Here is a 23,202-nt window from a genome sequence, read left to right on the forward strand (position 1 = left end):
AATCTAAATGATTGATCTTGGCGTATCCAAACTCGCACTCATCGCAGTAGTCGCTTTGGTGGTAGTCGGCCCTGAGCGTCTACCTAAGGTTGCCCGGATGGCAGGCACTTTACTAGGGCGCGCACAGCGCTACATGGCTGAAGTGAAATCCGAAGTCAATCGCCAGATGGAAGTCGAAGAATTTAAGCAGCTACGCGAGGAGAGTGCCGCTGCCTTGAAGGAAGTTGAGAATAGTATTCACTCAACTGTGCAAGAGGCGAATGCCCATTTAAGCGATCAGGCCGATATCTATGAAAGTAATTTCACAAGACCTGTCTTGGATGAGGTCGAGGTTCTGCGTAAAACAAAACGTCAAGGCCGAAATAGTTGGGGTGTTAAAAGGGCGGCGCGTCCTACCTGGTACAAGCGCAGCTCTGGTATGCGCACACGCGTGCAATCTGGTGCAGCTAGAATGAAGCGCTTTCACCATAGCGCTCTCAAATAACACTGCTCATTAAAAGTAATTATTTATTCATGACGGAAAACCAGTCCACCGAAGATTCCGGTTTGCAAGAATCCTTTCTCTCGCATCTCTTTGAGTTGCGCGATCGGATTATTAAAGCCTCTGCAGCAATTCTGCTTGCCTTCGTTTGTTTGGTTTATTGGGCGCCTGATATTTTCCATTTGTTTGCCCAGCCTTTGCTGGAGGCTTTACCCGCCGGCGGTAAGATGATTGTGACTGATGTGACTGGATCCTTCTTTGTGCCGATGAAGGTCACCATGCTAGTCGCCTTCTTAATTGCATTGCCAGTGGTGATGTATCAACTTTGGGCATTTATTGCGCCTGGCCTTTATCTGCATGAGCGTAGACTCATTTTGCCCTTGGTGATTAGTAGCTACGCTTTATTCATAGTAGGCATGTCATTTGCCTACTTCTTGGTATTCCCAACAGTCTTTCGCTTTATGGCCCACTACAACGCTCCACTGGGTGCGGAAATGTCTACTGACATTGATAATTACCTCAGTTTTGCAATGACCACCTTTTTGGCCTTTGGTATCACCTTTGAGGTGCCAGTAGTAGTGGTCGTGCTGGTTCGTATGGGTATGGTCTCTTTAGCAAAGCTCAAAGAGATTCGTCCCTATGTGGTGGTTGGGGCTTTCATTGTGGCTGCCGTGGTGACGCCACCAGATGTGCTCTCACAATTGCTCTTGGCTGTCCCGATGGTTCTTCTTTATGAATTGGGTATCTTGGTAGCGCGTTTTTATGCACCTAAGCCATCAGATGAAGAAGAAATACCAGGCGCCAATAGCTAATATTTAGAGCTTAGGCAACAGCAAAAGTTTCGTTTAACCAGGCGCATACTCGATCAAAGCGATAACGGCGTTGGCGCAGATTCCCCTCTTCTGATTCCGTTCCAGCAAACGCTTTGCCAGCGGCGAGCAAAGAACGACGCTGTTTAATAGTGTCTATCTGAATCAAGCGCGGCAAAATTTTAGGTAGCTCATAGCGAATGTCGACCACGACACAATGCTCATGCTGTAGTTGACCCACTTCGCAAAGTAAAAGTTCTGCTTTGCTCAAGTTAAATTGATTGGCAATGATGATTCGATGGCACATGAATAACCACTCTTCATCAATCTTATGTTCGGCATGATTCTCCAAAACCCGCTCAGCCAGACATGCTAATTCATGCCAAGCATTCTTTTTGGGGTGGGGAACGCTTTCTAGAATTTTGCTAAGTAGCTCTCCGGCTTCTGTAATGCCTTGCTGATGTGCTTGCCATACCCAATAAGATGCTTGAAGGCCACGTACTTTCTCTTGAAGCTTTTCGCGTTTGCGCCATAAGTTGGCACCCCTTCTAAATTGCGCTTGTGGGTGACCGAGGTCAGCTGCATTTTCAAAACAGCGATCGCTTTCATTGGCGTTGTACCCAGAAAATTGCGGGCGTCGATATATTTCGCCCAAGGCAAACCATGCATCTCGATCACCATCTTTGGCAGCAAGCTCTAACCAGTGCGCAGCTTTTTTCAGTGAGGCATTTGATTTTCCGTTAACAACCCTTTTGGTCGCCGTGTTTTCATCAAGCTGTGCGAGCTTTAAGCCAAGCGTCAGCTTTGCAATTGTTAGGCCTAATTCGGCAGCTTGTATTAAGGCATCTTCATTCTTGTCGACAAGCCAAGCTGACCATAGTGAGGAGAGTGCCTCATTCTTTGGTTGCAATTTAATGAGCAACTCTTTTGCTTGGGGGGTAAATACTGAATCAGATTGTGCCAAAAGCATTAAATAAGTTTTTGCGCTTTCTTGACGTTCTAAAAAATTAGTATCGGGCTCGTGCGATTGAAGCCAGCGCGCTAATTCAGCTTGGAGATCTTTCTTGAGTGGGTTCAATAGTAGGTCTGCAAGTTGCCACTGTGCTGCGGCACTAAATGGCGTATTTGCCTCTGCAATTTCCCAAAAAGTTCGCCAGCCAAAGCCAAAAGCAGGTGAATGAAAGGTCTCAGCTAAGGGAATGGCTGAGACTTGATCTAAAAATAAGGAATTAGGTAATTTACTTGAGCTTAAATTGCTAAGTGCCTGATTTGCAATTGAAATAGTTGATTTCTCTAGCCAAATCAAGGCATTAGCAGGCTGGATAGGGGTGTTGAAAGCGCCAGTCAGATAGGCTGATGCTAATTGTTGTTGCGCGGAAACATCACCTAAACGGGCTGATTTGAGGATTTTTAAGAATTCACGACTTGCCATATGACAATTTTGACATCTAAGGCCCTAAAACACATAAAAAAAGGACCCTTGTTGCAGTGATACAACGAAGAAAGCCAAAAAACTGCCTTTTGACAAGCAAAAAGAACTCCTAAATACCCTGACCCTCAGTCTAGCTGGGCAAAACAAGCAAAATTCGTAGGTCCCAGTTTTTATTTGGGCATTACTTTCAATTTATGGAGATTTAAAGAATGAAAAAATCGCTATTAGCAGTTGCAGCAATGACAGCATTTGCTGGCGCTGCTCAAGCTCAGTCCAGCGTGACTGTGTACGGTATTTTGGACGTTGCTGCAATCGGTCAAACCAATTCTGGTAACTTGAACTCAACAGCTTCAACTGTTCCTGCTGCATTGGCTGGCTCAAATGGAACTGGTGGTTCAACCATTAAGCCTGGTTCAACTTTTGGTATTTCCAGTAACGGCGAGTCTATGAGCCGCTTGGGTTTCAAAGGTTCTGAAGATTTAGGTGGTGGTACAAAGGCGATTTTCACTTTGGAGCAAGGCTTTAGCCCATCAACTGGTGAACTTGGTAACACAGGTATCTTGAACCAAGGCAAAAGCGCAAACATTTCAGGCGACTCATCCATCCAAGGTCAATTGTTTAACCGTGGCGCATTCGTTGGACTCTCCAATGACAAGTTCGGTACATTGACAGCTGGTCGTCAACAAAACCTGATGTTAGACAACATCGGTAACTATGATCCAGTCACAGCATTTGCTGTTTCTCCACTCCAGTACTCCGGTTCATACGGTGGCGCTGGTCGTACAGACCAAGCTCGTGTTGACGGCGCTTTGAAGTATGTTTGGAAATCAAACGGCTTTAACGCTAACTTGTTGTACGCACCTGGTGGCTTTGCTAGCCAAACCACAATGGGTACAACATCGGGCGCACAAGTTGGTTACGAAGCTGGTAAGTTTGGTATCCAAGCCATTGCATCACACACTACTGATGCAATGAATTTATCGGCGGGGCAAAACACTACTGCTACTTTAGGTTCGATAAATCCTAATACACAATCAATCAACGTTAACTTTTACACCAATACCGTTGTGAACACAACGGCTTATATGTTGACAGCCAAATATGAAGCAACAGACAGCTTGGTATTCAAAGGTGGTTACGAGCGTGAGTTGATTGGTACACCTAGCAACTTCCAAAACTACAACTTGGCTACTACAACAGGTGGCGTTTCATTGGCAAACGTTGCAGGTCAAGCTAACTACTTTGTTAACGTAGCTTGGATTGGCGCTCAGTATCAACTAACTCCAACTATTAAAGTATCTGGTGCTTACTACTATGCTGGTACACCACAAGCTGGACCAGCTGGTGCATCCTCTTGCAGCGGCGCCACCCTCACAGTGTTTGGCAGCGGCACTGGTGGTTGCACAGGTACAGCCCAGTACGAAGCTTTGGTTGTTGACTACAGTTTGAGCAAGCGTACTAACTTGTATGCATTGCTTGGCAATACAACTTTAACCGGTGGTCAAAAGTATAGCTACGCAACAACTGCTGGTGGTGCGACTACTGCAACCTTGTCTGGTCAACAGACTTACGGTATTGGTATGCGTCACACTTTCTAATTTAACGCTGACTTAGGTCAGTTATAAATTTAGAAAAAAAGTTGTAAATCAAAACCCACTGTAGAAATGCAGTGGGTTTTTTCTTTGCGTAAAATAAGTTATGCAAACTTTTAATTGGGGTTGAAATGCGAATTGTGATCAGTGCAGTATGTGCTATATCGGTATTAATCACGCTAACAGCCTGTAATACAGTAGCTGGCATTGGTGAAGATATTACTGGTAGCGCAAATTGGGTAAAAAATGAGATAACAAGTAAGCCTGTGGATTTGGGACCCAGTTCTGGTGATACACAAACTCAATCAGAAACAAGTAAGTAAGCTCGATTACTTGTAAAGCGTATTGCTAAGTTAGGAGCGTTGTTGATTTAACTTTTGTTGCTGTTGTCTAATACGTTCTTGTTTGACACGTTGTTGTGCTTGTTTGGTTTGTTGTTGAAGTGCGGTGATGCGTTGTTGCTCTGGCGTTGTTGGTTTGCTTGTGTTGGTAATTTCTGCGATACGCATAATTAGGCTACTTGCTGTGGTTGATGTGGAACATTTACGGCTCCGAAGATGGATTTGAAGAGTGCGTAGGCTTGTGCTTGATTTTGTGCGTAGAGAATTGTCTCTGCCCATATTCCGCCTGCTTTAACTGTTGCTTTGTATTTGTGCATACAAGTATTTAGTAGTGTCGTGCTGTCGTGCCAAACACGACACTACGGTGAGAAATTACTTATTAAAGCCTTTACGCAAAGTCACGCTTGCCGCAGCTATCTGCGTATCGAGCTCACCTTGCTCAACAGCCGTTTTAATTTGCTCTAACGCTTTAATCAAACCTTGTGCTGTGTCGCACTCTACGCTGTGCTTGCCTTTTGCCAACTCAATAAGCTGACTACCGTATTTAATTGACACGCAAACCTTACCCTGCTCATTCTTAAACCACCATTCACGCAGACGCTTATTTACTTCCACGTTTTTACGCAAACCAGTTTCTTTATCTTTTACAGTCCGAAATTTCTTTACTGCAAAAGTAGTACCGTCAATTTGACTTTTAGCTAACTGTATTTGCTCCCACAACTTGATTGATAGCTTGTTGCGACGAAATACGACAGTAGGTATATGTGTTGGTTTTTTTGCTGTACTCAGTTTTAGTCCGTCTAATGTGCTCATTTCATCTTCTCCATAAGTTGTTTTGGCATATGGTTTAGCAAAAAGCAGACTTTTTACACGCAGCAAAAACCCTGCTTTTCCTTAAACCCTATATAACAACTGTAAATTCGGAAGACGCACTTGGACGACCTGAAAATGCCGTGTATTTGCCATATAAACCAAACAAATGGACAGGAAATATTGCGGATTATTTGGTTATGTATAAATAACTATACAAATGAGACATAAAGGTTGGCACGCCGAATGCAATAGTGCTGCGTAATCCGTTCTGCTGTGTGACGGTAAGCAATTGAACTACTCATTGTTCGCTGTATCGCACTACCTAGCTTGATGCTAGATGCCTTAAATGCCACACCACTGTGTAGAAGCGTTTGCGATGCTGTAATGGTTAGAGCGTAGTGATACGCAAATTAAAGTGAGTGGGAATGCCACAATTAAACCCACAAACACTCCACAAAGCTACTGATATAGGCTGTGGATATGTTGCGTTAGACGAGCACATAAAAGGTGATAGCAAAACCTACCTTCTCTTGTTAAATCAAGTTGTGTGTATATCAGTTATGTAAAACCTCAGCAAAAGGTTTTTTATCGCTACGCTCTTAAATGAGCGTGGCTTATGGTTCCTAGCAAAAGGGATTAAAAAGCAAAATCAAATACCAATCTTATAAATTAAATTCAAAAAAAGATGTGTGAGTAAAAGCGATAGCTTTTGCGAAACACAAGCAAACTACGCAGTAGGTTGCTTCTAATACTTAAACACCTCAAATCCAAGCTGTAAGCAATTTAACTACGACTGTGAATATCTACTTAAACAGAGATTATTAAAAACTGCGTATAGACGCTATATGCAAGTCTGCGTATTTCTGTAGTCTAAAACCCACATCTCCGCTAAATAGCAATATGTAAGGAATTTCGTATTTCCTTACATTTCGCTACGAAAACAGCATATCTCATTGATTATTGGAAGGAATTTAATTTGCTAACAAATTGGCATAAATCGGTCGCAGAAAAAAACAAAAGAAAAAATAATGTAGCTATAGCAAAACTTTGGTTAGGAAAAGAAACTATGGCGAAGCAGGCAAAAGTTCTAAACAGCACAGAAATACGCAGAGTGCTTGATTATGTGGCAACACGTAAACACGCACTACGCAACAGAGCATTGGTATTGATGATGTTTAACACCGGTATGCGTGTCAGCGAAGTTGCTAGCTTACGCATTAAAGATGTAGTAGATGGCGAAGGCAACATTAAGAATGAAATACGCTTATTGGCAGAGAACACAAAGACGAATGAGGCACGAGCAGTATTTGTGAATGAGAAGTTGCGCAAAGAACTACAGCAATATGCAAAGGTATATGCCAACGCCGATCCAAACAACAAGTTCTTCTATAGCCAAAAGCGTGACAGCGACGGATTTTCAAGTTCAACCTTGTGTCAGCACTTCCATTATCTTTATAAGCGTGTGGGGCTGGATGGCGCAAGTAGTCACTCATCACGCAGAACCTTCATTACTACGCTGGCAAACAAAGGTATTAGTGTGCGAGTGATTATGGGATTAAGTGGGCACAAGGCACTCAGTAGCGTGCAATGCTATATAGACTGCAATAGCGAACTTATGCGTAATGCTGTGGAAGGTTTGGCTATGGTGTGATGGTAGGCAAGGTAAGGAAGGTTTGTAAGGATGGGAAGGATTTGATGGTCTTGCAAACCAAGCTGGATAGGGCTTGGAGAACAGGGGATATTGGGTTTATTAAAAAGCAGGGTTTTTTACTAACCATACAAAAACCCTGCTTTTTAATAAACCACTACTTCTTCCGTTTTTGCAGTCCTTTTTCGTGCTCTTTTAGTATTTCCAACTGCTCTTTTTCTTCTTTACTCATTTCACTTTCAAACTGCTTAAGCAATTCATCTTCCATTGCCCACACTTCTTTATCCCGTTTGCTTGCGATAACTTCGCCTTGTCTGAGATTCGCCCTTGTAAGTGCAATGTTGCCAGCACTTTGTGCGCTCCAACTTGATTTACCTTCATCAAGTGCTTTACTCCACGCATCCATAAACACCCGTGCCGCTTTAGTTTCGCTATCTGCTTGTAGTCTTCTAATGCCTTCTAACAAGCCACCTTCTGCCTCTGCTATTGCTTGCTTGTAAGTTTCAATGCGCACTTCCAATTTTGTCTTCCAACCAATTGCATCTGCTTCTGCTTTTGTTTTAGGGCGCTTGTGTATTTTGCGTAAATTCTCTTGCTCTGCCCACGCCTGCTCCATTCGTTCTATTTGTCCATCATCCAATAAAGCCTTTATGTCTTTTATGGCAACTTCTTCACCACGCTCTAATTTTTCTAATCGCTCTTTAAGGCGTTGTGGCAGATGGGTGATGTTTAGCTTTGGCATTACAACATAGTAGCAAATATCATCTTCTGCTATGCAACATACCAACATTCATCTCTGCACGTAACTCACTAGCGTAAAACTTATCTACCATCTCCAAACTAGTGCGTGCATTGCGTGCCAACGTCAATAAATCAATTCCTTGTCCATACAGTAGTCTAAATGTAATTGCAGAATGCCGTAGTGAATACAGCGTGCGTCTTTGTCCTTGTGTGCCAAAACGCAAATCTGTTTCTTCTAATATGCGTTTGAACATTTTTTCTAATAAAAATATCGCAGATTGCCTATCTTTAAGTTTTGGTAAAAACAAGTAGTCATCTTCATTTGCTAATCCCTGTTTAGCAAAGTAATCACGCAAGTGTTCGTAAATATGTACCGCAGCTGGTAGAGTAACAATCTGCGCTTTATGCCTTTTTGTTTCTGGTAGCGTTAAACGTAAGTAACAATGTTCTCCTTTAACAATAGTCACATGCTTGTGCTGTATCAACTTAATATCAACGGGACGCACAAAGCTGTTGACCATAAAACCAATCACCCACGCCATTTCATGTACCACATTCGCATAGCTAGCAAATACACCCCCTTGCGTATTGCGATGTGTCACCTTGCGTCGCTTTTGCTTGGCGTTACGCATGCGTTTTGCACAGCGTAGTAGTTGTAAATACTCATTCACTGTAAAGTTGCCACGCGCCGTACTGGTGATGCGTATTTTGGGGAACTGCGGCACTTGCTCAATCCATTTGTGTGCGTGTGCTGTATTGAGTATTTTGCGTAATGCCATCATGTACTGTGATAGCGTCATTGGCTTGTAGTTGAGTGTGGACAAGTGATTAAAAAAAACGCTCTACCTGCGCATACCCTATATCTTCTACGCAGATATTTTTAAAAAACGGTAGTACTTGTTTGCGTATGCGTGACTTGAGCATGACTAGCGAGTGCTTTGCTACTTCATCCCTGTCTACACGTGCCTGCTCAGTTGCTAGCATGAGTGTCGCAACCGCTTCAATGCTGTGGGTGCGTGTATGTGCCGCGTGTTGTTGCGAAGGGGCAACACATAATTTCGCATTGTAAAATTCTTTTGCGTAGCGCAGAGCATCTCTTTTGCTAGTTGTACGTAGCGTGCGTTTAATCACCTTGCCATCAAAGTAACAGCGTACTTGCCAATAGCGTGACGCATTGGTTAGAAAGATAGAAAGTTTGCTTGGGTAATTTGGTACAGAAGTAATCGTACTGACAATTGGCAAAGTACGATTGCGTTCTACAGAAAAAAATTCATCGTTAGCTGCTGCATATAAGTTCATACGCTCAGCATACTGTCGCACACCAAGTTACGCGACCAGAAAAATATTTTTACAAAATAAATTCGCAAACAAACTCCAACTGCATTGCGATTTACGATCTTTCAAAATAAAAAATTTCAAATAAAAATGTCGCACAGAGTTTGGTGTGCGACTAATGCGATGGTTTTAATGGAAATTATTTGGAGGTGATTTGGAATGATTTGAAGAGAGAAAATCTGCGCGAAGCGCGGATGGAGATTTAAAGAATGAAAAAATCGCTATTAGCAATCGCAGCAATGACAGCATTTGCTGGCGCTGCTCAAGCTCAGTCCAGCGTGACTGTCTACGGAATCATCGACGTTGGCGTTATGGGTGCAACAAACTCACCTAACTTAAACGCAACACCTTGGGGTGTGTCAGGCACACCTTACGCTTCTTCAAGCATAAAAACAGTAAACACTTCAGGTCAAGCCTTCGGCATGATGACCGGTGGCGAGTCTATGAGCCGCTTGGGTTTCAAAGGTTCTGAAGATTTAGGTGGTGGTACAAAGGCGATTTTCGACTTGGAAATGGGCTTTAACGGTAATGGCTCAGTTGCTGCTTCAAATGCTGGTGTTACTTCAGGTAACAAAGCTAACGTTCAAGGTGGCGATTCAGCATTGCAAGGTCAATTGTTTGGTCGTGCAGCTTATGCTGGTTTGAGCAATGACAAGTTCGGCACAATCATGGCTGGTCGTCAACAAAATTTGATGTTGGATAACATTGGCGGCTACGATCCAGTTAATGCACAAATGTTCTCACCAATCAACTTCTCCGGTGCATACGGTGGCGGTGGTTTTACAGATGACTCACGTGTAACAGGTTTGAAGTACGTTTACAAAAACAGCGGCTTTAACGGTAACTTGCTCTACGCACCAGGCGGAGTATCTGGTCAGTCTACGGCTGGCACAACTACTGGCGCTCAAGTTGGTTACGAAGCTACTAAGTGGGGCGTACAAGCCATTGCATCACACACTACTGATGCAACATCATTGACTGGTGTAACCGTTGGTACAGCACTCACTACAGCCAACACATCAACACTGAACTGGATTTCAAACAACGGAACTGTTGCTGGAAGCAATGCAGTTGCTGTTACTCTTGCTAACACCACTGCTTACATGTTTACCGCCAAGTATCAAGTTTTAGATGCATTGACATTAAAAGCTGGTTACGAGCGTGAGAACTTTGGTACACCAAGCAACTCACAGGTGTACAGTGGCTTGCCAATTACACCATCTGGTTACTCAGTTTCTGGTGTATATGCCCTTGCTTACAACTACAGTCAAAACGTAGCTTGGGGTGGTGCTAACTACCAGTTCACACCTGCGATCAAAGGTTCCTTGGGCTACTACTATGTAAGCACATTGTCATATGCAGGAAAACCTGGCGGCGGTACAAGCCAGTTTTTCTCAGCATTGGCTGACTATAGCCTAAGCAAGCGTACAAACTTGTATGCAGGTGTAATGGCTAACAACAACAGCGCATCAAACGGTTATGCTCCAACAACTGGTGCTAACAACATTACTACTTCCGTAACTTACGGTTTAGGTATGCGTCACACTTTCTAATTTACGCTAGCGTAAGCTAGTAGAAAATTAGTTTGGAATTAAATTAACCCACTGTGGCAACACAGTGGGTTTTTTCTTGGCTGTAAAATAAGTCATGCAAGCTTGAATATGGAGTTGAAATGAAGATTGTGATTGCAGCAGTATTAATTGGATTGCTAATACCTATGTTGACAGCCTGCAATACTGTTGCTGGTATTGGTGAAGATATTACTGATAGTGCAAACTGGGTAAAAAATGAGATAAGCAGTAAGCCGGTAAATTTGGGACCAAGTTCTGGTGATGCCAATACGGTGACAGTGACTCCTGTTAGCGGTGGAGAAGTTACAGCAAAGCCTGTACAGTAGTCAGTAAATGTTGGGTAATGACTGATCTGTCTGCATTAATTTTTATTTAAAGCGGTACGTCGTTGATTGAGTTTTACTTGTTGTTGGTTTAACTTGGTTTGTTTATTCTGCAAGTTGGCGGTTTTGAGTTGTTGCTTGAGATTGCTGATGCGTGTTTGCTCTGGTGTTGGCGGCTTGTTGGTAATTTCTGCAATACGCATATCAATGTCCCAGTTGTGTAGGTGGCGACATAATATTGCTCGAGCCGAACTGAGATTTTGCTAGCTGAAATGCGTGATTGGGATTATCGGCAAACACAATCGTATTCACCCAAACACCACTCACCTTAACCATTACTTTAAATTGCTTCATACAAGTATTTATCGCAAACAAGGTGTCGTTTTTGATACGGCACCATCACTCCTCACTTGCCAAATCCTTTGCGTAAATTGACGCTGGCTGTTGCAATCTGTGTATCCAGCTCACCTGCAAGTACAGCCGTTTTAATCACATCAAGTGTTTTAGCCAAATCTTTCTCGTGTGCAACTTCAACTGCGTATTTGCCTTTTTCCAGTTCCAATACTTTGCTACCGTAACGCACACTAATTGCTAACTTTCCAGCATCTGTTGTAAACCACCATTGTTTAACTTGCATCTGCGTTTCCACTTGTTTGCGTAAGCCCGTTTCATTGTCTGTGTAACTTTTGAACTTGGCGACACGGAACTGAGTACCTTGTTCTCGCGCTTTAGCTAACTCAATCTGTTGCCAAACTCGTTTTGCCAGCTTGTTTCTGCGTTGCACTACCTGCGGAACTTCGTTTTGAATCGCTACCAATATCTTAGACACTTCCCAACCTCGCTTGGTACTGCTCTTCAAATCTTACCGGAGAAAGTCCATTGTTGTAACTATGGCGTCTAACCGGGTTGTAAAACATTTCGATGTAATCAAAAATATCTTCTCTTGCTTTTGCTCTGCTGGCATAGGTTTTACGTTTAATCCGCTCCCGCTTGAGTAGTTGGAAAAAGCTCTCCACTACGGCATTGTCATGGCAGTTTCCGCGCCGACTCATGCTTTGTTTGAGGTTATGTTCTTTTAAGAACGCTTGCCACTCGTAACTAGAAAATTGACTGCCTTGATCCGAGTGGATCATCACTGTCTGCTTGGGTTTTCGTTTCCATAAAGCCATCAGCAAGGCGCTGACCACCAACTCCTTATCCATTTGACCTTGCATCGACCAGCCTACAATCTGGCGGGAGAATAAATCCAAGACCACCGCCAAGTACAGCCAACCCTCATGCGTGCGGATATAAGTAATGTCGGTTACCCAGGTCTCATTAGGTTCTAAAACATCAAACTGCTGACCCAAGTGATTGGGGGCTGCCACATGAGGCTTACCAGTATGGTGCCGTGGTTTACGCTTGTAGCCTGTTTGGGAACGCAGGCCCTGTGCCTTCATCAATCGATACACCCGTTGCTCTCCACAAGCAATCCCCAGATCTTGCAGGTCATCATGGATCTTGCGATAACCATAGATGGTGCCGCTTGCCAGCCACGCTTGCTTAATTTGACCTACGATCATCTGGTTCTCATACGCTCGAGACGAGAGCGGCTCTTTAAGCCAAGCGTAATAGCCACTGTGGTGGACTCGCAAAACCTTGCACATCGTGCGGATGGCATGCTCATGCTGGTGCTTTTTGATGAAGGCGTACTTTAACCGGACTCCTTGGCAAAGTACGCGGCGGCCTTTTTTAGGATGTCGCGCTCTTCGGTAACCCGCCGCAGCTCCGCCTCCAGTCTTTTAAGCTTAGCTAATTGATCATCTTGAACTAAGCGCTGCTCGGCTGGAATACCATATTTATTAATCCAGGCATACAGACTATGGGGTGAGGTGCCCAGCCTAGCAGCCACATCTCGAACCCCAAATCCTCGCTCAACGACTTGCTTGACTGCCTCTAACTTGAACTCTTCAGTAAACCGTCTTCTTGTACTCATTACACACCTCCTAATAGACTAAATATTAGTCTAGAAAGTGTCTATAGAAGTGGTAGCGATTCATGGCTAGCATTAGGCCCAGTCAATATATTGCGATGCAATATAAATAGCTCAATGCACCAAGAAAGGCTTGACAGGGATGCTGAACAGGGCTGTAATTGGCGAATGCAAAAATTTGTAAAAGTGCTAATTCTGACAAGCTGTATTTTTCTTGCTCTTGTGAAGACGGCTGGCGCTCAAATTTTTGTCCAAAATGCCGTTCAAAGAACCCAGGCATATTTAAGCGTTCAAAAGAATGTAGTTCTCGCAGATGATTCATCTAAGGGCAGTTTAGAGCAAAAAGAACCCAATTTAAAGATTAACTTGAGCGCACACGTACTAGGTGATATCAATGGGAATGTTTTCGAGTTTCTACCATCAAGCAGCGAATCAAGTTTTTCCATCAGTCTTTTTAGAGATGTCCTTAGTGGGACGCCGTCATCAATCTTTAAGCCTCCGCGGCTAGCTTAGTGTTGTAAAGCAGACAGCAAACAACCTCCGTGGAGGTGATGTTTGATTTTGTCCAAAGCCGTTTAAACCCTTATATATTTTATTGTGTGTAAATTGATAGGCTTCCAGCCATATCAAGAATCAAGCTGAATATGGGCGTGACAATAAATTCCATTGTTAAATTTGGTTTTAATAAAGATTAAAAAATGATTAGATTAGTGAAATTGGCTTTAGAAAAGCCGTACACCTTCATGGTGATGGCAATTTTTATAGCTTTAATGGGAATCTTTAGTGCACTTCGATCCCCAATCGATATTTTTCCTGAAATCCGAATACCGGTTATCAGCGTAGTTTGGTCATATACAGGCATGCAGCCAGAGGATATGGCGGGTCGGGTTGTATATGCGTATGAGCGTGCGCTAAGCTCCACGGTTAATGACATTGAGCATATTGAGTCTCAGTCCTTGCCTGGCTACGGCATCGTTAAGATCTTCTTTCAACCCAGTGTAGATATTCGATTGGCTACTGCACAGGTAACGTCAATCTCCCAAACAGTATTAAAGCAAATGCCTCCGGGTATTACGCCCCCACTTATCTTGAATTACAACGCGGCAACAGTTCCTATTGTTCAGTTGGCACTGTCTAGTTTGGCATTATCTGAACAACGCATTTTTGACTTTGGCCAAAACTTTATTAGACCAGCGCTAGCAAGCGTGCCTGGTAGTGCAGTGCCTTCACCGTATGGCGGAAAAACAAGGCAAATTCAGATTGATTTACGTTTGGCGGCATTGCAAGCAAGAAAGTTAACGCCGAATGATGTTATTGCGGCCTTAGCTGCGCAGAACTTGATTATTCCGACGGGTACTCAAAAAATTGGCGAGTATGAATACAGCATCAAATTAAATAATGGGGTAACTGGATTCCAAGAGATTTCTGACTTTCCCATCAAGCTGGCTAGTGGTGCAGTTATTCAGCTTAGGGATGTGGCTCAAGTGCGCGATGGGTCGCCACCGCAAACTAATTTGGTGCGATTGGATGGTGGTAAGGCAGTATTAATGACTATTCTTAAGTCTGGTGCCGTATCGACCTTGGATATTATTGATGGCGTTAAGGCCCTCGTTCCAAAACTCAAAGAGTCTTTGCCACCAGAGTTAAATATTAGTATTACTGGGGACCAATCAGTTTTTGTAAAGGCCTCCATTAGCGGAGTAATTCATGAGGGTTTAATTGCCGCAGCATTAACAAGTTTAATGATCTTATTGTTTTTGGGGAGCTGGCGTTCAACAGTAATTATTGCCTCTTCCATTCCACTAGCAATTATGTTCGCTGTAATTATGCTCAATATTACGGGTGAAACTTTAAATATTATGACCCTAGGCGGTCTTGCTTTAGCCGTTGGTATTTTGGTTGATGATGCAACTGTGACTATTGAGAATATCAACTGGCACCTAGAACAGGGGAAGCCAATTCAGGCGGCAATTTTAGATGGCGCAGCACAAATTGTTGGGCCTGCTTTTGTCGCCCTCTTGTGTATTTGCATCGTTTTTGTGCCGATGTTTTTCTTGGAGGGTGTGTCAAAGTTTTTATTTGTACCAATGGCTAAAGCCGTTATGTTTGCGATGATCGGTTCCTTTGTTTTGTCGCGCACCTTTGTGCCTACCTTTGCAAATTTCATCTTAAAAGAGATTCATGGCCATGGAGAGCATGCCTCAGGTCATTTGAAATGGGTGATGGATATAAAACACCCTAACAGGTCAGTCAGAATTAGAGGGATGATGGCCAGATTTCAGTATCAATTCGAAGATTTTTTTAACGAAATTAGAAGGCGATATTTTGAATTTCTGAAAAAAGTAATTCAAAATCAGAAAAAATTTACCATCATATTTATGGCTGCAGTTCTGGGCTCATATCTTTTGATATTTTCATTTGGGCGAGAATTTTTTCCTGCAGTGGATGGCGGTCAAATTAAGATGCACGTTAGGGTTCCGGTGGGCACAAGGCTTGAGGAAACTGCCCGTCAATTTAATGATATTGAAGCAGAGATAAGGCGCTTAGTTCCTGTAGATCAAATTGAAAGTATCGTAGACAACATTGGCCTATCTGTTAGTGGTATTAACATGGCCTATAGCAGTACAGGTACCATCGGGCCGCAGGATGGCGATATTTTGGTGTCGCTAGCCAAGGGGCACTCTGCAACGGATGAGTTTGTGAAGGAATTGAGGGAAGAGTTGCCCAAAAAATTTCCCTCAACAAGCTTCGCCTTTTTGCCTGCCGACATTGTCAGTCAGATTCTGAACTTTGGCGCGCCTGCACCAATCGACATTATTGTGAAGGGTACGAAACGAGATGAGAATTTTGCATTCACCACCAAACTATTGGAGCGAGTCAAGAAAATCCCAGGGATTGCTGATGTACGAATTCAGCAAGCGACAAATTATCCGCAAATTAATGTCGATGTAGATCGTGTGCAGGCTGCTAAGATTGGGATCACTCAAAGAGATATCACCAATAATATGGTGACAACATTGGCGGGCAGTGGTCAAGTCGCTCCAGCGTTTTGGCTTAATCCTTCCAATGGCATTTCTTATCCGGTAGTTGTTCAAACGCCACAGATTCAGGTATCTAGTATTTCAGACCTTTTGAATATTCCAGTGGCCGGAGCAAATGCAACAACTGGAACGATTCTTGGGGGCATTTCTTCTATTAGAAGAAATTTTGCCGATGCGGTTGTCACGCACGACAGCATTAAACCTTCATTTGATATTTATGCTGACACACAAGGTCGCGATCTAGGTGCGGTTGCTTCAGATATCAATCAGATCATTGAAGAGGAAACTAAAAATATCCCCAGGGGCACGACTGTAGAGTTGAGGGGTCAAGTTTCAACAATGAATTCGGCATTTATCGGTCTCGGCCTTGGGTTAATTGGTTCCATTGTATTGATTTACTTAATTCTAGTGGTCAATTTCCAGTCATGGTTAGATCCATTTGTGATCATTACGGCCTTGCCGGCAGCGATAGCTGGAATTATTTGGATGCTTTTTTTAACATTTACCAATCTCTCGGTACCAGCGCTTACTGGCGTCATTATGTGTATGGGCGTTGCAACAGCAAACAGTATTTTAGTGGTGAGTTTTGCGCGCGAACGTTTGCCAATTGATAAGGACCCAATTAAGGCTGCGTTAGAGGCAGGGTTTTCTAGATTTCGCCCTGTCATGATGACCGCATTGGCGATGGTGATCGGGATGGCGCCTATGGCCCTGGGTCTAGGAGAGGGTGGCGAGCAGAATGCACCACTGGGAAGGGCTGTTGTAGGGGGCCTCATTTTTGCAACATTCGCAACACTCATTTTTGTACCGGTTGTGTTTAGCCTAGTACATAAAAATTACGGATCAGAGAACGTATGAAATTAATTAAATTAAATAAAGAGTTTTTTAAGTCATTGCCGCTATTGGCAAAGAAGTACTCCATTTTTTTAAAGGTGTCTGCAATTGCGCTGTGTATTAAATATCGAGCTCTTGAAAAGAATCAGAAGCACGTAGTTCAAGCAATAGTGATCATTATCCTGTTGAATTTTGGATTTCGTATTTACGGTTTTATTTCTGCAAAATTTCGTTCGGAAGCGAGTGCTCAAAGGGTTGTGTCAGTCATTCTCCCGGTCATTGGCGGGGCTGAAAATTCTATTTCTTTTCCTGGGCGGCTTGAGGCTTATTTGAATGCACCGATTTACTCTCGTGTGAATGGTTACATGAAGAAGTGGGATAAGGATATTGGTTCGCAAGTGAAGAAGGGTGAGATCTTGGGCAGAATTGAAGCGCCTGAAGTTGATCAGCAACTGCAGCAAGCAAAATCTGATTTAATTTCAGCAAAGAGTAATGAGGCGCTTGCAAAAATTTCTTTTACAAGATGGAAGAATTTATTTGCCGAGGATGCTGTTTCAAGGCAAGAATTAGATCAAAAGACTACTGAATACGAGACAAGGAAAGCCTTGCGTCAGATAGCGGAGGCAAATTTACAGAAGGCGGAAATTTTTTCGGAGTACAAAAATATTCCAGCACCATTTACCGGTCAAGTTACCGAGAGAAATATTGACGTTGGTGCATTAGTGAGTGTTGGCTCTGGTAAGCCCTTGTTTAATGTTGCAAATATTGATGCGTTGCGTCTTTTTGTGAACATTCCTCAGGTGTTTATGAATGATATTCAACCCGGTATTCCGGCTAAAATTCGGGTTCCTGAATTTCCAGAGAAGGTTTTTGAGGCAAAAGTCATTCGTTCTGCAGGGGCGGTAAATGAAAATTCTGGCACCGTATTGATCGAAATTGAAATGGATAATCAGGAGCATGTTTTGACCGCTGGTGAATTTGCCCAGGTGAATATTGACCTCCCTTCTGATCGCACTATTCCAAGAGTGCCATCATCGGCGCTGATTATTCGTAAGGATGGGGCATTCTTGGCGGAGGTTGGCAAGGACCAGAAAGTAGTATTTACTAAAGTGGTTATTGGCAGAGATTTTGGTCAAGAGGTTGAGGTTATTGGCCCCATTACTTCTGAGTCAAAGATTGTGAATAACCCACCAGACTCACTCATCGCTGGTGAATTAGTGGTTCTTGCAAAAGAGCCCAAGGGTAATAAGGCGAAATAGCATGTCAAATAATATCCGTCGTTTATTTGGTATTGGACTGCTTAGCTTATGCTATGGATGTTCTTTTGCCCCTGATTACAAGCGTCCTGAAGTGCAAATGCCAAGCGACTTCAAGGAGATTTCTCAAGGCTGGGTGGTGGCTAAACCTGCTGATCAGATGCAAAGAGGCTCTTGGTGGAAAAACTTTGGGGACCCAGTCCTAGACCAGCTTGTTGCAAAGACTGATGCTGGTAATTTTCAAATAGCGGCTGCGGTAGCGCGTTATGAAAATGCGAGTGCTTTTTTAGCCGTCAACAACGCTGGCTTATATCCTCAGATTGCGGTTACTGGCGCCGCTACCGAGAATCGACAATCCGCCGGTCGACCACTGCGTGGCGCAAACCAGCCTAATATTTATGACAATAATTTTTTCGGTGGTTTGGCAACCTATGAGTTGGATTTGTGGGGTCGCGTTCGATCTGGCATTGATTCTGCATCCGCGTTAGCTCAAGCAAGTCAAGAGGATTTAGAGTCAGTGCGTTTAATTATTCAAGCAGATTTGGTGAATAGTTACATTACTATGCGTGGCGTTGAATCTCAGCAGGCGATTTTGCAGCGCGACCTAGATCTGTATCAGAAGCAGGCAGATTTAATGCAAAAACGCTATAAGGAGGGAATTAATTCTGGAGTTGATTTTTATCGTCTACAGGGCTTGGTAGAAGCTGGGCGCATTCAAGAAAAAGCATTGCAAACGCGTCGAGCTCAACTTGAGCATGTGATTGCTGTGCTTGTGGGTGAATCGCCATCCTCCTTTTCCTTGCCCAGAGGTAGCGTTTCCGATTTCAAGCTCCCACCAATTGCAGTTTCGATTCCTTCTACATTGCTTGAGCGTCGGCCAGATGTCGCTTCTGCCGAGAGGAGGGTTGCAGCTAGTAATGCAGAAATTGGTGTGGCTCGCAGTGCATTTTTCCCAGTCATTTCGTTATCCGCTTTTGGTGGCTATCAAACCGCCAATCAAGCCAATATCTTGGCGGCGCCTAATGCATTTTGGACGATTGGACCTTTGGCATTTTTAACGATTTTCGATGGCGGCAGAAGATCGGCTATTGTTGATCAGGCAATTGCAAGGAATACCGAAAATACTGCGGTTTATAAAAATATCGTGCTATCAGCAATCAAAGAAGTCGAGGATGTTTTGGTTCAATTAAAGAATCGCGAAGAATCTTTAATTAATGTCGAAAATAGCTTAATGTACTCAGATAAAACTTATAAAATTTCTACCGCAAGATATCGAGAGGGTATAGCTAGCTATCTCGAGATAGTTGACGCTGCTATTGAGAAATCAAAGTCTGAGACTATTAAAGTTGATTATCAGACTCAGTTATTGGTTGATCGAGTTTTGCTAATTAAGTCCTTGGGTGGCTACTGGTAAAGTTTTTGATGGTCGGCTAAATGGCTAAATCCATCGGCCTGGATTTAGCTTTTTGGTTGGGCTTACCCCAAAAATGATTATGGGGGGGGGCTGCAGGCCGGGTTGCTGGAGCGAATCTTGGGTTTCATGAATGTAGGGCAATCGTCACAATCGCCCCTGCGTAAATAATAGCCATTAGATGGCAAGTGTTTCACCGAGCTATTTTTTGGAATTATTTTTTAACGCTATCGCGAATTTCGCGTAGCAAAACAATATCTTCCGGGGTTGGGGCTGCTGGAGGAGCATCAATTACCCGAATTTTATTGACTAACTTAACCATTTGAAAAATCACAAAAGCTAGCAATGTAAAGTTAATTGAAATAGTGATGAAGTTGCCGTAGGCGAAAATGGGCACCCCTGCCTTTTTTAGTGCATCAAAGGTTCTGGGAACCCCTTCAGGAATACTGCCTAGAACTAAAAATAGGTTCGTGAAGTCAATATGACCGCCTAATAGAGCTGAAATAACAGGCATCACGATGTCATGGACCAGCGAGTCGACAATTTTCCCAAATGCGCCACCAATAATGACACCGACTGCTAAGTCAATGACATTGCCTTTCACCGCAAAGTCCCGAAATTCTCTTAAAACACCCATAAATGCTTTCCTTTTAGATTTAATCGAGATTAACTCAAAATTACCCTATAACTTTCTTGCATACCCATCTTTTTACTTTAAAATCCTACCTTTAAGCAATTTCCACCCATAAATGCTCTTTTTAGGAATTTTGTAAATGAGTGACAAGCCCTGTATGGACAAGGATCGCCGTAATTGGTTGATCGCTACTTCTGCTGTTGGAGGCGTAGGCGCAGCCGCTGCTCTCTACCCATTTGTTGACAGTTTTGAGCCTTCTGAGCGCGCTAAGGCCGCTGGTGCTGCTGTTGAGATTGATATTACAGGTATGAAGCCTGATGAGATGCGGGTTGTAGAGTGGCGTGGAAAGCCGGTTTGGGTAGTGCGTCGTACTCCTGAGCAGGTTGCTGAGCTTTCTAAGATTGATGGCGAATTGGCTGATCCAGACTCATTGCGTGATCCAGCTCAATTTACCCCACCCTATGCCCAGAACCAATGGCGTTCTATCAAGCCTGAATATCTTGTTGTTGTTGGCATCTGTACTCACTTAGGTTGCTCCCCAAATGCTAAATTTGAGGCGGGCCCACAACCATCTTTACCAAACACTTGGCCGGGCGGCTTCCTTTGCCCATGCCATGGCTCCACATTTGATATGGCAGGCCGCGTATTTAAAAACAAACCAGCCCCAGATAACCTTGAAGTCCCTCCGCACATGTACTTGAGCGACACCAAGATTCTGATTGGCGATGATAAGAAGGCCTAAGGAGAGATAAATGGCATTTCACGAAAAAGAAGTCCCGGCAAACGCTCCAGCCGCTCAGAAATTAATGGCTTGGATTGACTCACGCCTGCCTGTAACTGAGGCCTTTAAAAGGCATATGAGTGAGTATTACGCTCCAAAGAATTTGAATTTCTTCTATATTTTTGGCGCCTTAGCAATTGTTGTTTTAGTCATTCAGATTCTCACTGGTATTTTTTTGGTGATGAACTACAAGCCTGATGCAGCAAAAGCATTTGAGTCCGTTGAATACATCATGCGAGAAGTTCCATGGGGCTGGTTGATTCGCTACATGCATTCCACTGGCGCTTCTATGTTCTTTGTGGTGGTTTATATGCATATGTTCCGCGGCTTGATCTACGGGTCATATCGCAAACCACGTGAATTAATCTGGATTTTTGGTTGCGCAATCTTCTTGTGCTTGATGGGTGAAGCATTCTTTGGCTACTTGCTGCCATGGGGCCAAATGTCCTATTGGGGCGCTCAAGTGATTGTGAACTTGTTTTCCGCCATTCCATTTATTGGACCAGACCTCTCTTTGTGGTTACGTGGCGACTATGTTGTAGGCGACGCAACGCTAAATCGCTTCTTTGCATTCCACGTCATTGCTATTCCATTGGTATTGATTGGTTTGGTCGCAGCACACATTCTTGCTTTGCATGAAGTTGGCTCGAATAACCCAGATGGCGTTGAAATCAAAGATACATTGGATTCACAAGGCCATCCAGTGGACGGCATTCCTTTCCACCCCTTCTACAGTGTGCATGATGTGATGTATTTGGGCGGCTTCTTGATGATTTTTGCTCTTATCGTATTCTTTGCTCCAGAGATGGGCGGTTACTTTTTAGAGGCCAATAACTTTATTCCAGCTAACCCTTTCCAAACCCCTCCGCATATTGCTCCAGTTTGGTATTTCACGCCTTTCTATTCGATGTTGCGTGCAACAACGACCAGCTTTTTATTGCCTTTGTGGATTTTCTTGGCCTTAATCTTGGCGATGTTTGCTAAGAGTGCTAAGCAGTGGAAAACAAAAGGCCTCTGTCTAGCAATCGCACTGGTATTGGCTGCCGGTTTCCATTTCTTTGATGCCAAATTCTGGGGCGTGGTGATTATGGGTGGCTCGGTGGTAATCATGTTCTTCTTGCCATGGCTTGATCACTCACCAGTGAAATCTATTCGTTACCGTCCACAATTCCATAAATATATCTATGGCATCTTCGTGGTCTGTTTTGTGATTTTGGGCTATCTTGGCATTCAGCCACCATCACCTATGTTTGAGAAGCTTTCTCAGGTTTGTACTATTTACTACCTGGGCTTCTTCTTAGGAATGCCGTTTTGGAGCAAGCTTGGTACATTCAAGCCAGTTCCAACACGCGTTACTTTTAAGTCACATTAATTCAGACACCAAAGAGATATTAGGAACTAGTATGAAACGAATTCTGCAAACTTGGATGGGCGTCTGCCAAGCAACGGTTTTGGTTGCTGCCCTGGGTTTTGGTGTTGCCGCAAATGCAAATGAAGGCGGCTTCCCATTGGATGCTGCACCGAATCGCGTGAGCAGTAATGCCTCATTACAAAATGGCGCAAAGTTGTTTGTGAACTATTGCTTAAATTGTCACGCGGCAGCAAGCTTGCGTTACAACCGCTTGCGTGACATTGGTTTGACTGATGAAGAAATCAAAGATAACTTGATTTTGAATGACGCCAAGGTGGGTGATTTGATGACCATCTCCATGACACCAAAAGAAGGCAAATTGTTCTTCGGCAAAAATCCTCCAGACCTGTCGGTTGAGGCGCGTGCTAGAGGTACTGATTGGTTGTATACCTACTTCCGTACTTTCTACAAAGACGACAATACACAAACTGGTTGGAATAATTTGGTTTATCCAAACGTTGGTATGCCGCATGTTTTATGGCAACTTCAGGGTATTCGTGCTGCGAAATTTGAGGAGAAGGCTGATCCTCATGAAGAGGGCAGAACTGAGAAAGTATTTATTGGCTTTGAGCAATTAACTCCAGGCACCATGAAGCCACAAGAGTATGACGATAATATTGCCGACCTGGTTTCTTTCATGTCTTGGATGGCTGAGCCAGCACAATTAGAGCGTAAGCGCCTTGGCGTTATTGTTCTATTGTTCTTGGCGATCTTTACTCTATTCGCTTGGCGTTTGAATAAGTCCTACTGGAAAGATATCCACTAAGAATAAGTGG

26 protein-coding genes are annotated in these 23,202 nt (G+C 43.5%); 14 read left to right on the plus strand and 12 right to left on the minus strand.

All coding sequences use genetic code 11. The annotated features are described in order from the left end of the window. Positions 1-7: 7 nt before the first annotated feature. Together tatB and tatC are read left to right on the plus strand one after the other, a co-directional pair. Positions 8-484 (plus strand): Sec-independent protein translocase protein TatB, encoded by a 477-nt coding sequence (gene tatB, locus BOQ04_RS10190; RefSeq protein WP_076024594.1) that lies wholly within the window; start codon positions 8-10, stop codon positions 482-484. Positions 485-513: 29 nt separating this feature from the next. Beyond that, complete coding sequence (tatC, locus tag BOQ04_RS10195) at positions 514-1,293, plus strand: twin-arginine translocase subunit TatC (protein WP_076024595.1); 780 nt, start codon at positions 514-516, stop codon at positions 1,291-1,293. Positions 1,294-1,303: 10 nt separating this feature from the next. Here the strand turns inward: tatC and BOQ04_RS10200 are convergent, their stop codons facing one another. Then, a complete protein-coding gene (locus BOQ04_RS10200) occupies positions 1,304-2,722 on the minus strand; it encodes a tetratricopeptide repeat protein (protein ID WP_076024596.1) in 1,419 nt (472 codons plus the stop codon). Positions 2,723-2,931: 209 nt separating this feature from the next. Between BOQ04_RS10200 and BOQ04_RS10205 the strand changes: the two genes are divergently transcribed. Beyond that, positions 2,932-4,320, plus strand: a complete 1,389-nt coding sequence (locus tag BOQ04_RS10205) for a porin (RefSeq protein WP_076024597.1) — start codon at positions 2,932-2,934, stop codon at positions 4,318-4,320. 125 nt (positions 4,321-4,445) lie between these two features. After that, positions 4,446-4,637, plus strand: coding sequence for a hypothetical protein (locus BOQ04_RS11080; protein WP_143742194.1), 192 nt, complete (start codon positions 4,446-4,448; stop codon positions 4,635-4,637). 30 nt (positions 4,638-4,667) lie between these two features. Here the strand turns inward: BOQ04_RS11080 and BOQ04_RS10745 are convergent, their stop codons facing one another. From BOQ04_RS10745 to BOQ04_RS10215, 3 genes are read right to left on the minus strand one after another with little or no spacing between them, the layout of a single operon-like run. Further along, positions 4,668-4,823: a hypothetical protein gene (locus BOQ04_RS10745; RefSeq protein ID WP_158025496.1), complete on the minus strand. Its 156-nt coding sequence runs from the start codon at positions 4,821-4,823 to the stop codon at positions 4,668-4,670. A 2-nt stretch (positions 4,824-4,825) separates the two neighbouring features. Then, positions 4,826-4,972: a hypothetical protein gene (locus tag BOQ04_RS10870; RefSeq protein ID WP_198929328.1), complete on the minus strand. Its 147-nt coding sequence runs from the start codon at positions 4,970-4,972 to the stop codon at positions 4,826-4,828. A gap of 55 nt (positions 4,973-5,027) precedes the next feature. Then, positions 5,028-5,468, minus strand: coding sequence for a DUF6641 family protein (locus tag BOQ04_RS10215; protein WP_076024687.1), 441 nt, complete (start codon positions 5,466-5,468; stop codon positions 5,028-5,030). Positions 5,469-6,534: 1,066 nt separating this feature from the next. Here BOQ04_RS10215 and BOQ04_RS10220 point away from each other — a divergent pair. Beyond that, positions 6,535-7,119, plus strand: coding sequence for a tyrosine-type recombinase/integrase (locus tag BOQ04_RS10220; RefSeq protein WP_076024688.1), 585 nt, complete (start codon positions 6,535-6,537; stop codon positions 7,117-7,119). Between the two features lie 154 nt (positions 7,120-7,273). On the opposite strand, the gene BOQ04_RS10225 is transcribed toward BOQ04_RS10220, so the two are convergent. Genes BOQ04_RS10225 through BOQ04_RS10235 form a run of 3 tightly spaced genes read right to left on the minus strand, consistent with a single transcriptional unit; the run spans position 7,274 to position 9,156 of the window. After that, positions 7,274-7,858, minus strand: a complete 585-nt coding sequence (locus BOQ04_RS10225) for a hypothetical protein (protein WP_076024599.1) — start codon at positions 7,856-7,858, stop codon at positions 7,274-7,276. A 19-nt stretch (positions 7,859-7,877) separates the two neighbouring features. Beyond that, complete coding sequence (locus tag BOQ04_RS10230) at positions 7,878-8,636, minus strand: site-specific integrase (RefSeq protein ID WP_158025497.1); 759 nt, start codon at positions 8,634-8,636, stop codon at positions 7,878-7,880. 49 nt (positions 8,637-8,685) lie between these two features. Beyond that, a complete protein-coding gene (locus BOQ04_RS10235; RefSeq protein ID WP_076024601.1) occupies positions 8,686-9,156 on the minus strand; it encodes a hypothetical protein in 471 nt (156 codons plus the stop codon). 245 nt (positions 9,157-9,401) lie between these two features. Between BOQ04_RS10235 and BOQ04_RS10240 the strand changes: the two genes are divergently transcribed. Together BOQ04_RS10240 and BOQ04_RS11035 are read left to right on the plus strand one after the other, a co-directional pair. Continuing rightward, positions 9,402-10,745, plus strand: coding sequence for a porin (locus tag BOQ04_RS10240; protein WP_076024602.1), 1,344 nt, complete (start codon positions 9,402-9,404; stop codon positions 10,743-10,745). A 119-nt stretch (positions 10,746-10,864) separates the two neighbouring features. After that, on the plus strand, positions 10,865-11,089 hold the full coding sequence (locus BOQ04_RS11035; RefSeq protein ID WP_076024603.1) for a hypothetical protein: 225 nt from the start codon (positions 10,865-10,867) through the stop codon (positions 11,087-11,089). 35 nt (positions 11,090-11,124) lie between these two features. Here the strand turns inward: BOQ04_RS11035 and BOQ04_RS10750 are convergent, their stop codons facing one another. The 4 genes from BOQ04_RS10750 to BOQ04_RS10255 form a co-directional block, all read right to left on the minus strand. Further along, positions 11,125-11,289 (minus strand): hypothetical protein, encoded by a 165-nt coding sequence (locus BOQ04_RS10750; RefSeq protein ID WP_158025498.1) that lies wholly within the window; start codon positions 11,287-11,289, stop codon positions 11,125-11,127. Between the two features lies 1 nt (position 11,290). Next, positions 11,291-11,440 (minus strand): hypothetical protein, encoded by a 150-nt coding sequence (locus BOQ04_RS10755; protein ID WP_158025499.1) that lies wholly within the window; start codon positions 11,438-11,440, stop codon positions 11,291-11,293. Between the two features lie 52 nt (positions 11,441-11,492). After that, the gene (locus BOQ04_RS10250; protein WP_076024604.1) at positions 11,493-11,915 is read right to left on the minus strand and encodes a DUF6641 family protein; all 423 of its coding nucleotides are present in this window, start codon (positions 11,913-11,915) and stop codon (positions 11,493-11,495) included. Further along, positions 11,908-13,061, minus strand: a protein-coding gene (locus tag BOQ04_RS10255; RefSeq protein ID WP_143742197.1) for an IS3 family transposase whose coding sequence is annotated in 2 segments (ribosomal slippage) — positions 11,908-12,821 and positions 12,821-13,061 — 1,155 coding nt in all. Because the reading frame shifts where the segments join, the coding sequence is not laid out codon by codon here. The genes BOQ04_RS10250 and BOQ04_RS10255 overlap by 8 nt, the downstream gene beginning before the upstream one ends. Before the next feature lie 165 nt (positions 13,062-13,226). Here BOQ04_RS10255 and BOQ04_RS10760 point away from each other — a divergent pair. The 4 genes from BOQ04_RS10760 (at position 13,227) to BOQ04_RS10280 (ending at position 19,603) form a co-directional block, all read left to right on the plus strand. Then, complete coding sequence (locus BOQ04_RS10760) at positions 13,227-13,571, plus strand: hypothetical protein (protein ID WP_158025500.1); 345 nt, start codon at positions 13,227-13,229, stop codon at positions 13,569-13,571. A gap of 185 nt (positions 13,572-13,756) precedes the next feature. Then, a complete protein-coding gene (locus BOQ04_RS10270; RefSeq protein WP_076024607.1) occupies positions 13,757-16,957 on the plus strand; it encodes an efflux RND transporter permease subunit in 3,201 nt (1,066 codons plus the stop codon). Then, entirely contained in the window at positions 16,954-18,192 is a 1,239-nt protein-coding gene (locus BOQ04_RS10275; protein ID WP_083657590.1) for an efflux RND transporter periplasmic adaptor subunit, read from the plus strand. The genes BOQ04_RS10270 and BOQ04_RS10275 overlap by 4 nt, the downstream gene beginning before the upstream one ends. A gap of 1 nt (position 18,193) precedes the next feature. Then, complete coding sequence (locus BOQ04_RS10280; RefSeq protein WP_076024608.1) at positions 18,194-19,603, plus strand: efflux transporter outer membrane subunit; 1,410 nt, start codon at positions 18,194-18,196, stop codon at positions 19,601-19,603. A gap of 211 nt (positions 19,604-19,814) precedes the next feature. Here BOQ04_RS10280 and mscL read toward each other — a convergent pair whose 3' ends face one another. Next, positions 19,815-20,237, minus strand: coding sequence for a large conductance mechanosensitive channel protein MscL (mscL, locus tag BOQ04_RS10285; protein WP_076024609.1), 423 nt, complete (start codon positions 20,235-20,237; stop codon positions 19,815-19,817). 136 nt (positions 20,238-20,373) lie between these two features. Here mscL and petA point away from each other — a divergent pair, with 136 nt between their 5' ends. The 3 genes from petA to BOQ04_RS10300 are packed head-to-tail and all read left to right on the plus strand — an operon-like array spanning position 20,374 to position 23,192. Continuing rightward, on the plus strand, positions 20,374-20,976 hold the full coding sequence (gene petA, locus BOQ04_RS10290) for a ubiquinol-cytochrome c reductase iron-sulfur subunit (protein WP_076024610.1): 603 nt from the start codon (positions 20,374-20,376) through the stop codon (positions 20,974-20,976). 10 nt (positions 20,977-20,986) lie between these two features. Beyond that, on the plus strand, positions 20,987-22,387 hold the full coding sequence (locus BOQ04_RS10295; protein ID WP_076024611.1) for a cytochrome b: 1,401 nt from the start codon (positions 20,987-20,989) through the stop codon (positions 22,385-22,387). Between the two features lie 31 nt (positions 22,388-22,418). Then, the gene (locus BOQ04_RS10300; protein WP_076024612.1) at positions 22,419-23,192 is read left to right on the plus strand and encodes a cytochrome c1; all 774 of its coding nucleotides are present in this window, start codon (positions 22,419-22,421) and stop codon (positions 23,190-23,192) included. Positions 23,193-23,202 lie beyond the last annotated feature (10 nt).

This window comes from Polynucleobacter sphagniphilus, from assembly GCF_001953355.1.
In the GTDB taxonomy this organism is placed as follows: Bacteria; Pseudomonadota; Gammaproteobacteria; order Burkholderiales; family Burkholderiaceae; genus Polynucleobacter; species Polynucleobacter sphagniphilus.

Coding starts and splice junctions, on each gene's coding strand:
- tatB (WP_076024594.1), top strand. CDS start 8: ATGATTGATCTTGGCGTATCCAAACTCGCACTCATCGCAGTAGTCGCT.
- tatC (WP_076024595.1), top strand. CDS start 514: ATGACGGAAAACCAGTCCACCGAAGATTCCGGTTTGCAAGAATCCTTT.
- BOQ04_RS10200 (WP_076024596.1), bottom strand. CDS start 2,722: ATGGCAAGTCGTGAATTCTTAAAAATCCTCAAATCAGCCCGTTTAGGT.
- BOQ04_RS10205 (WP_076024597.1), top strand. CDS start 2,932: ATGAAAAAATCGCTATTAGCAGTTGCAGCAATGACAGCATTTGCTGGC.
- BOQ04_RS11080 (WP_143742194.1), top strand. CDS start 4,446: ATGCGAATTGTGATCAGTGCAGTATGTGCTATATCGGTATTAATCACG.
- BOQ04_RS10745 (WP_158025496.1), bottom strand. CDS start 4,823: ATGCGTATCGCAGAAATTACCAACACAAGCAAACCAACAACGCCAGAG.
- BOQ04_RS10870 (WP_198929328.1), bottom strand. CDS start 4,972: ATGCACAAATACAAAGCAACAGTTAAAGCAGGCGGAATATGGGCAGAG.
- BOQ04_RS10215 (WP_076024687.1), bottom strand. CDS start 5,468: ATGAGCACATTAGACGGACTAAAACTGAGTACAGCAAAAAAACCAACA.
- BOQ04_RS10220 (WP_076024688.1), top strand. CDS start 6,535: ATGGCGAAGCAGGCAAAAGTTCTAAACAGCACAGAAATACGCAGAGTG.
- BOQ04_RS10225 (WP_076024599.1), bottom strand. CDS start 7,858: ATGCCAAAGCTAAACATCACCCATCTGCCACAACGCCTTAAAGAGCGA.
- BOQ04_RS10230 (WP_158025497.1), bottom strand. CDS start 8,636: ATGGCATTACGCAAAATACTCAATACAGCACACGCACACAAATGGATT.
- BOQ04_RS10235 (WP_076024601.1), bottom strand. CDS start 9,156: ATGAACTTATATGCAGCAGCTAACGATGAATTTTTTTCTGTAGAACGC.
- BOQ04_RS10240 (WP_076024602.1), top strand. CDS start 9,402: ATGAAAAAATCGCTATTAGCAATCGCAGCAATGACAGCATTTGCTGGC.
- BOQ04_RS11035 (WP_076024603.1), top strand. CDS start 10,865: ATGAAGATTGTGATTGCAGCAGTATTAATTGGATTGCTAATACCTATG.
- BOQ04_RS10750 (WP_158025498.1), bottom strand. CDS start 11,289: ATGCGTATTGCAGAAATTACCAACAAGCCGCCAACACCAGAGCAAACA.
- BOQ04_RS10755 (WP_158025499.1), bottom strand. CDS start 11,440: ATGAAGCAATTTAAAGTAATGGTTAAGGTGAGTGGTGTTTGGGTGAAT.
- BOQ04_RS10760 (WP_158025500.1), top strand. CDS start 13,227: ATGCAAAAATTTGTAAAAGTGCTAATTCTGACAAGCTGTATTTTTCTT.
- BOQ04_RS10270 (WP_076024607.1), top strand. CDS start 13,757: ATGATTAGATTAGTGAAATTGGCTTTAGAAAAGCCGTACACCTTCATG.
- BOQ04_RS10275 (WP_083657590.1), top strand. CDS start 16,954: ATGAAATTAATTAAATTAAATAAAGAGTTTTTTAAGTCATTGCCGCTA.
- BOQ04_RS10280 (WP_076024608.1), top strand. CDS start 18,194: ATGTCAAATAATATCCGTCGTTTATTTGGTATTGGACTGCTTAGCTTA.
- mscL (WP_076024609.1), bottom strand. CDS start 20,237: ATGGGTGTTTTAAGAGAATTTCGGGACTTTGCGGTGAAAGGCAATGTC.
- petA (WP_076024610.1), top strand. CDS start 20,374: ATGAGTGACAAGCCCTGTATGGACAAGGATCGCCGTAATTGGTTGATC.
- BOQ04_RS10295 (WP_076024611.1), top strand. CDS start 20,987: ATGGCATTTCACGAAAAAGAAGTCCCGGCAAACGCTCCAGCCGCTCAG.
- BOQ04_RS10300 (WP_076024612.1), top strand. CDS start 22,419: ATGAAACGAATTCTGCAAACTTGGATGGGCGTCTGCCAAGCAACGGTT.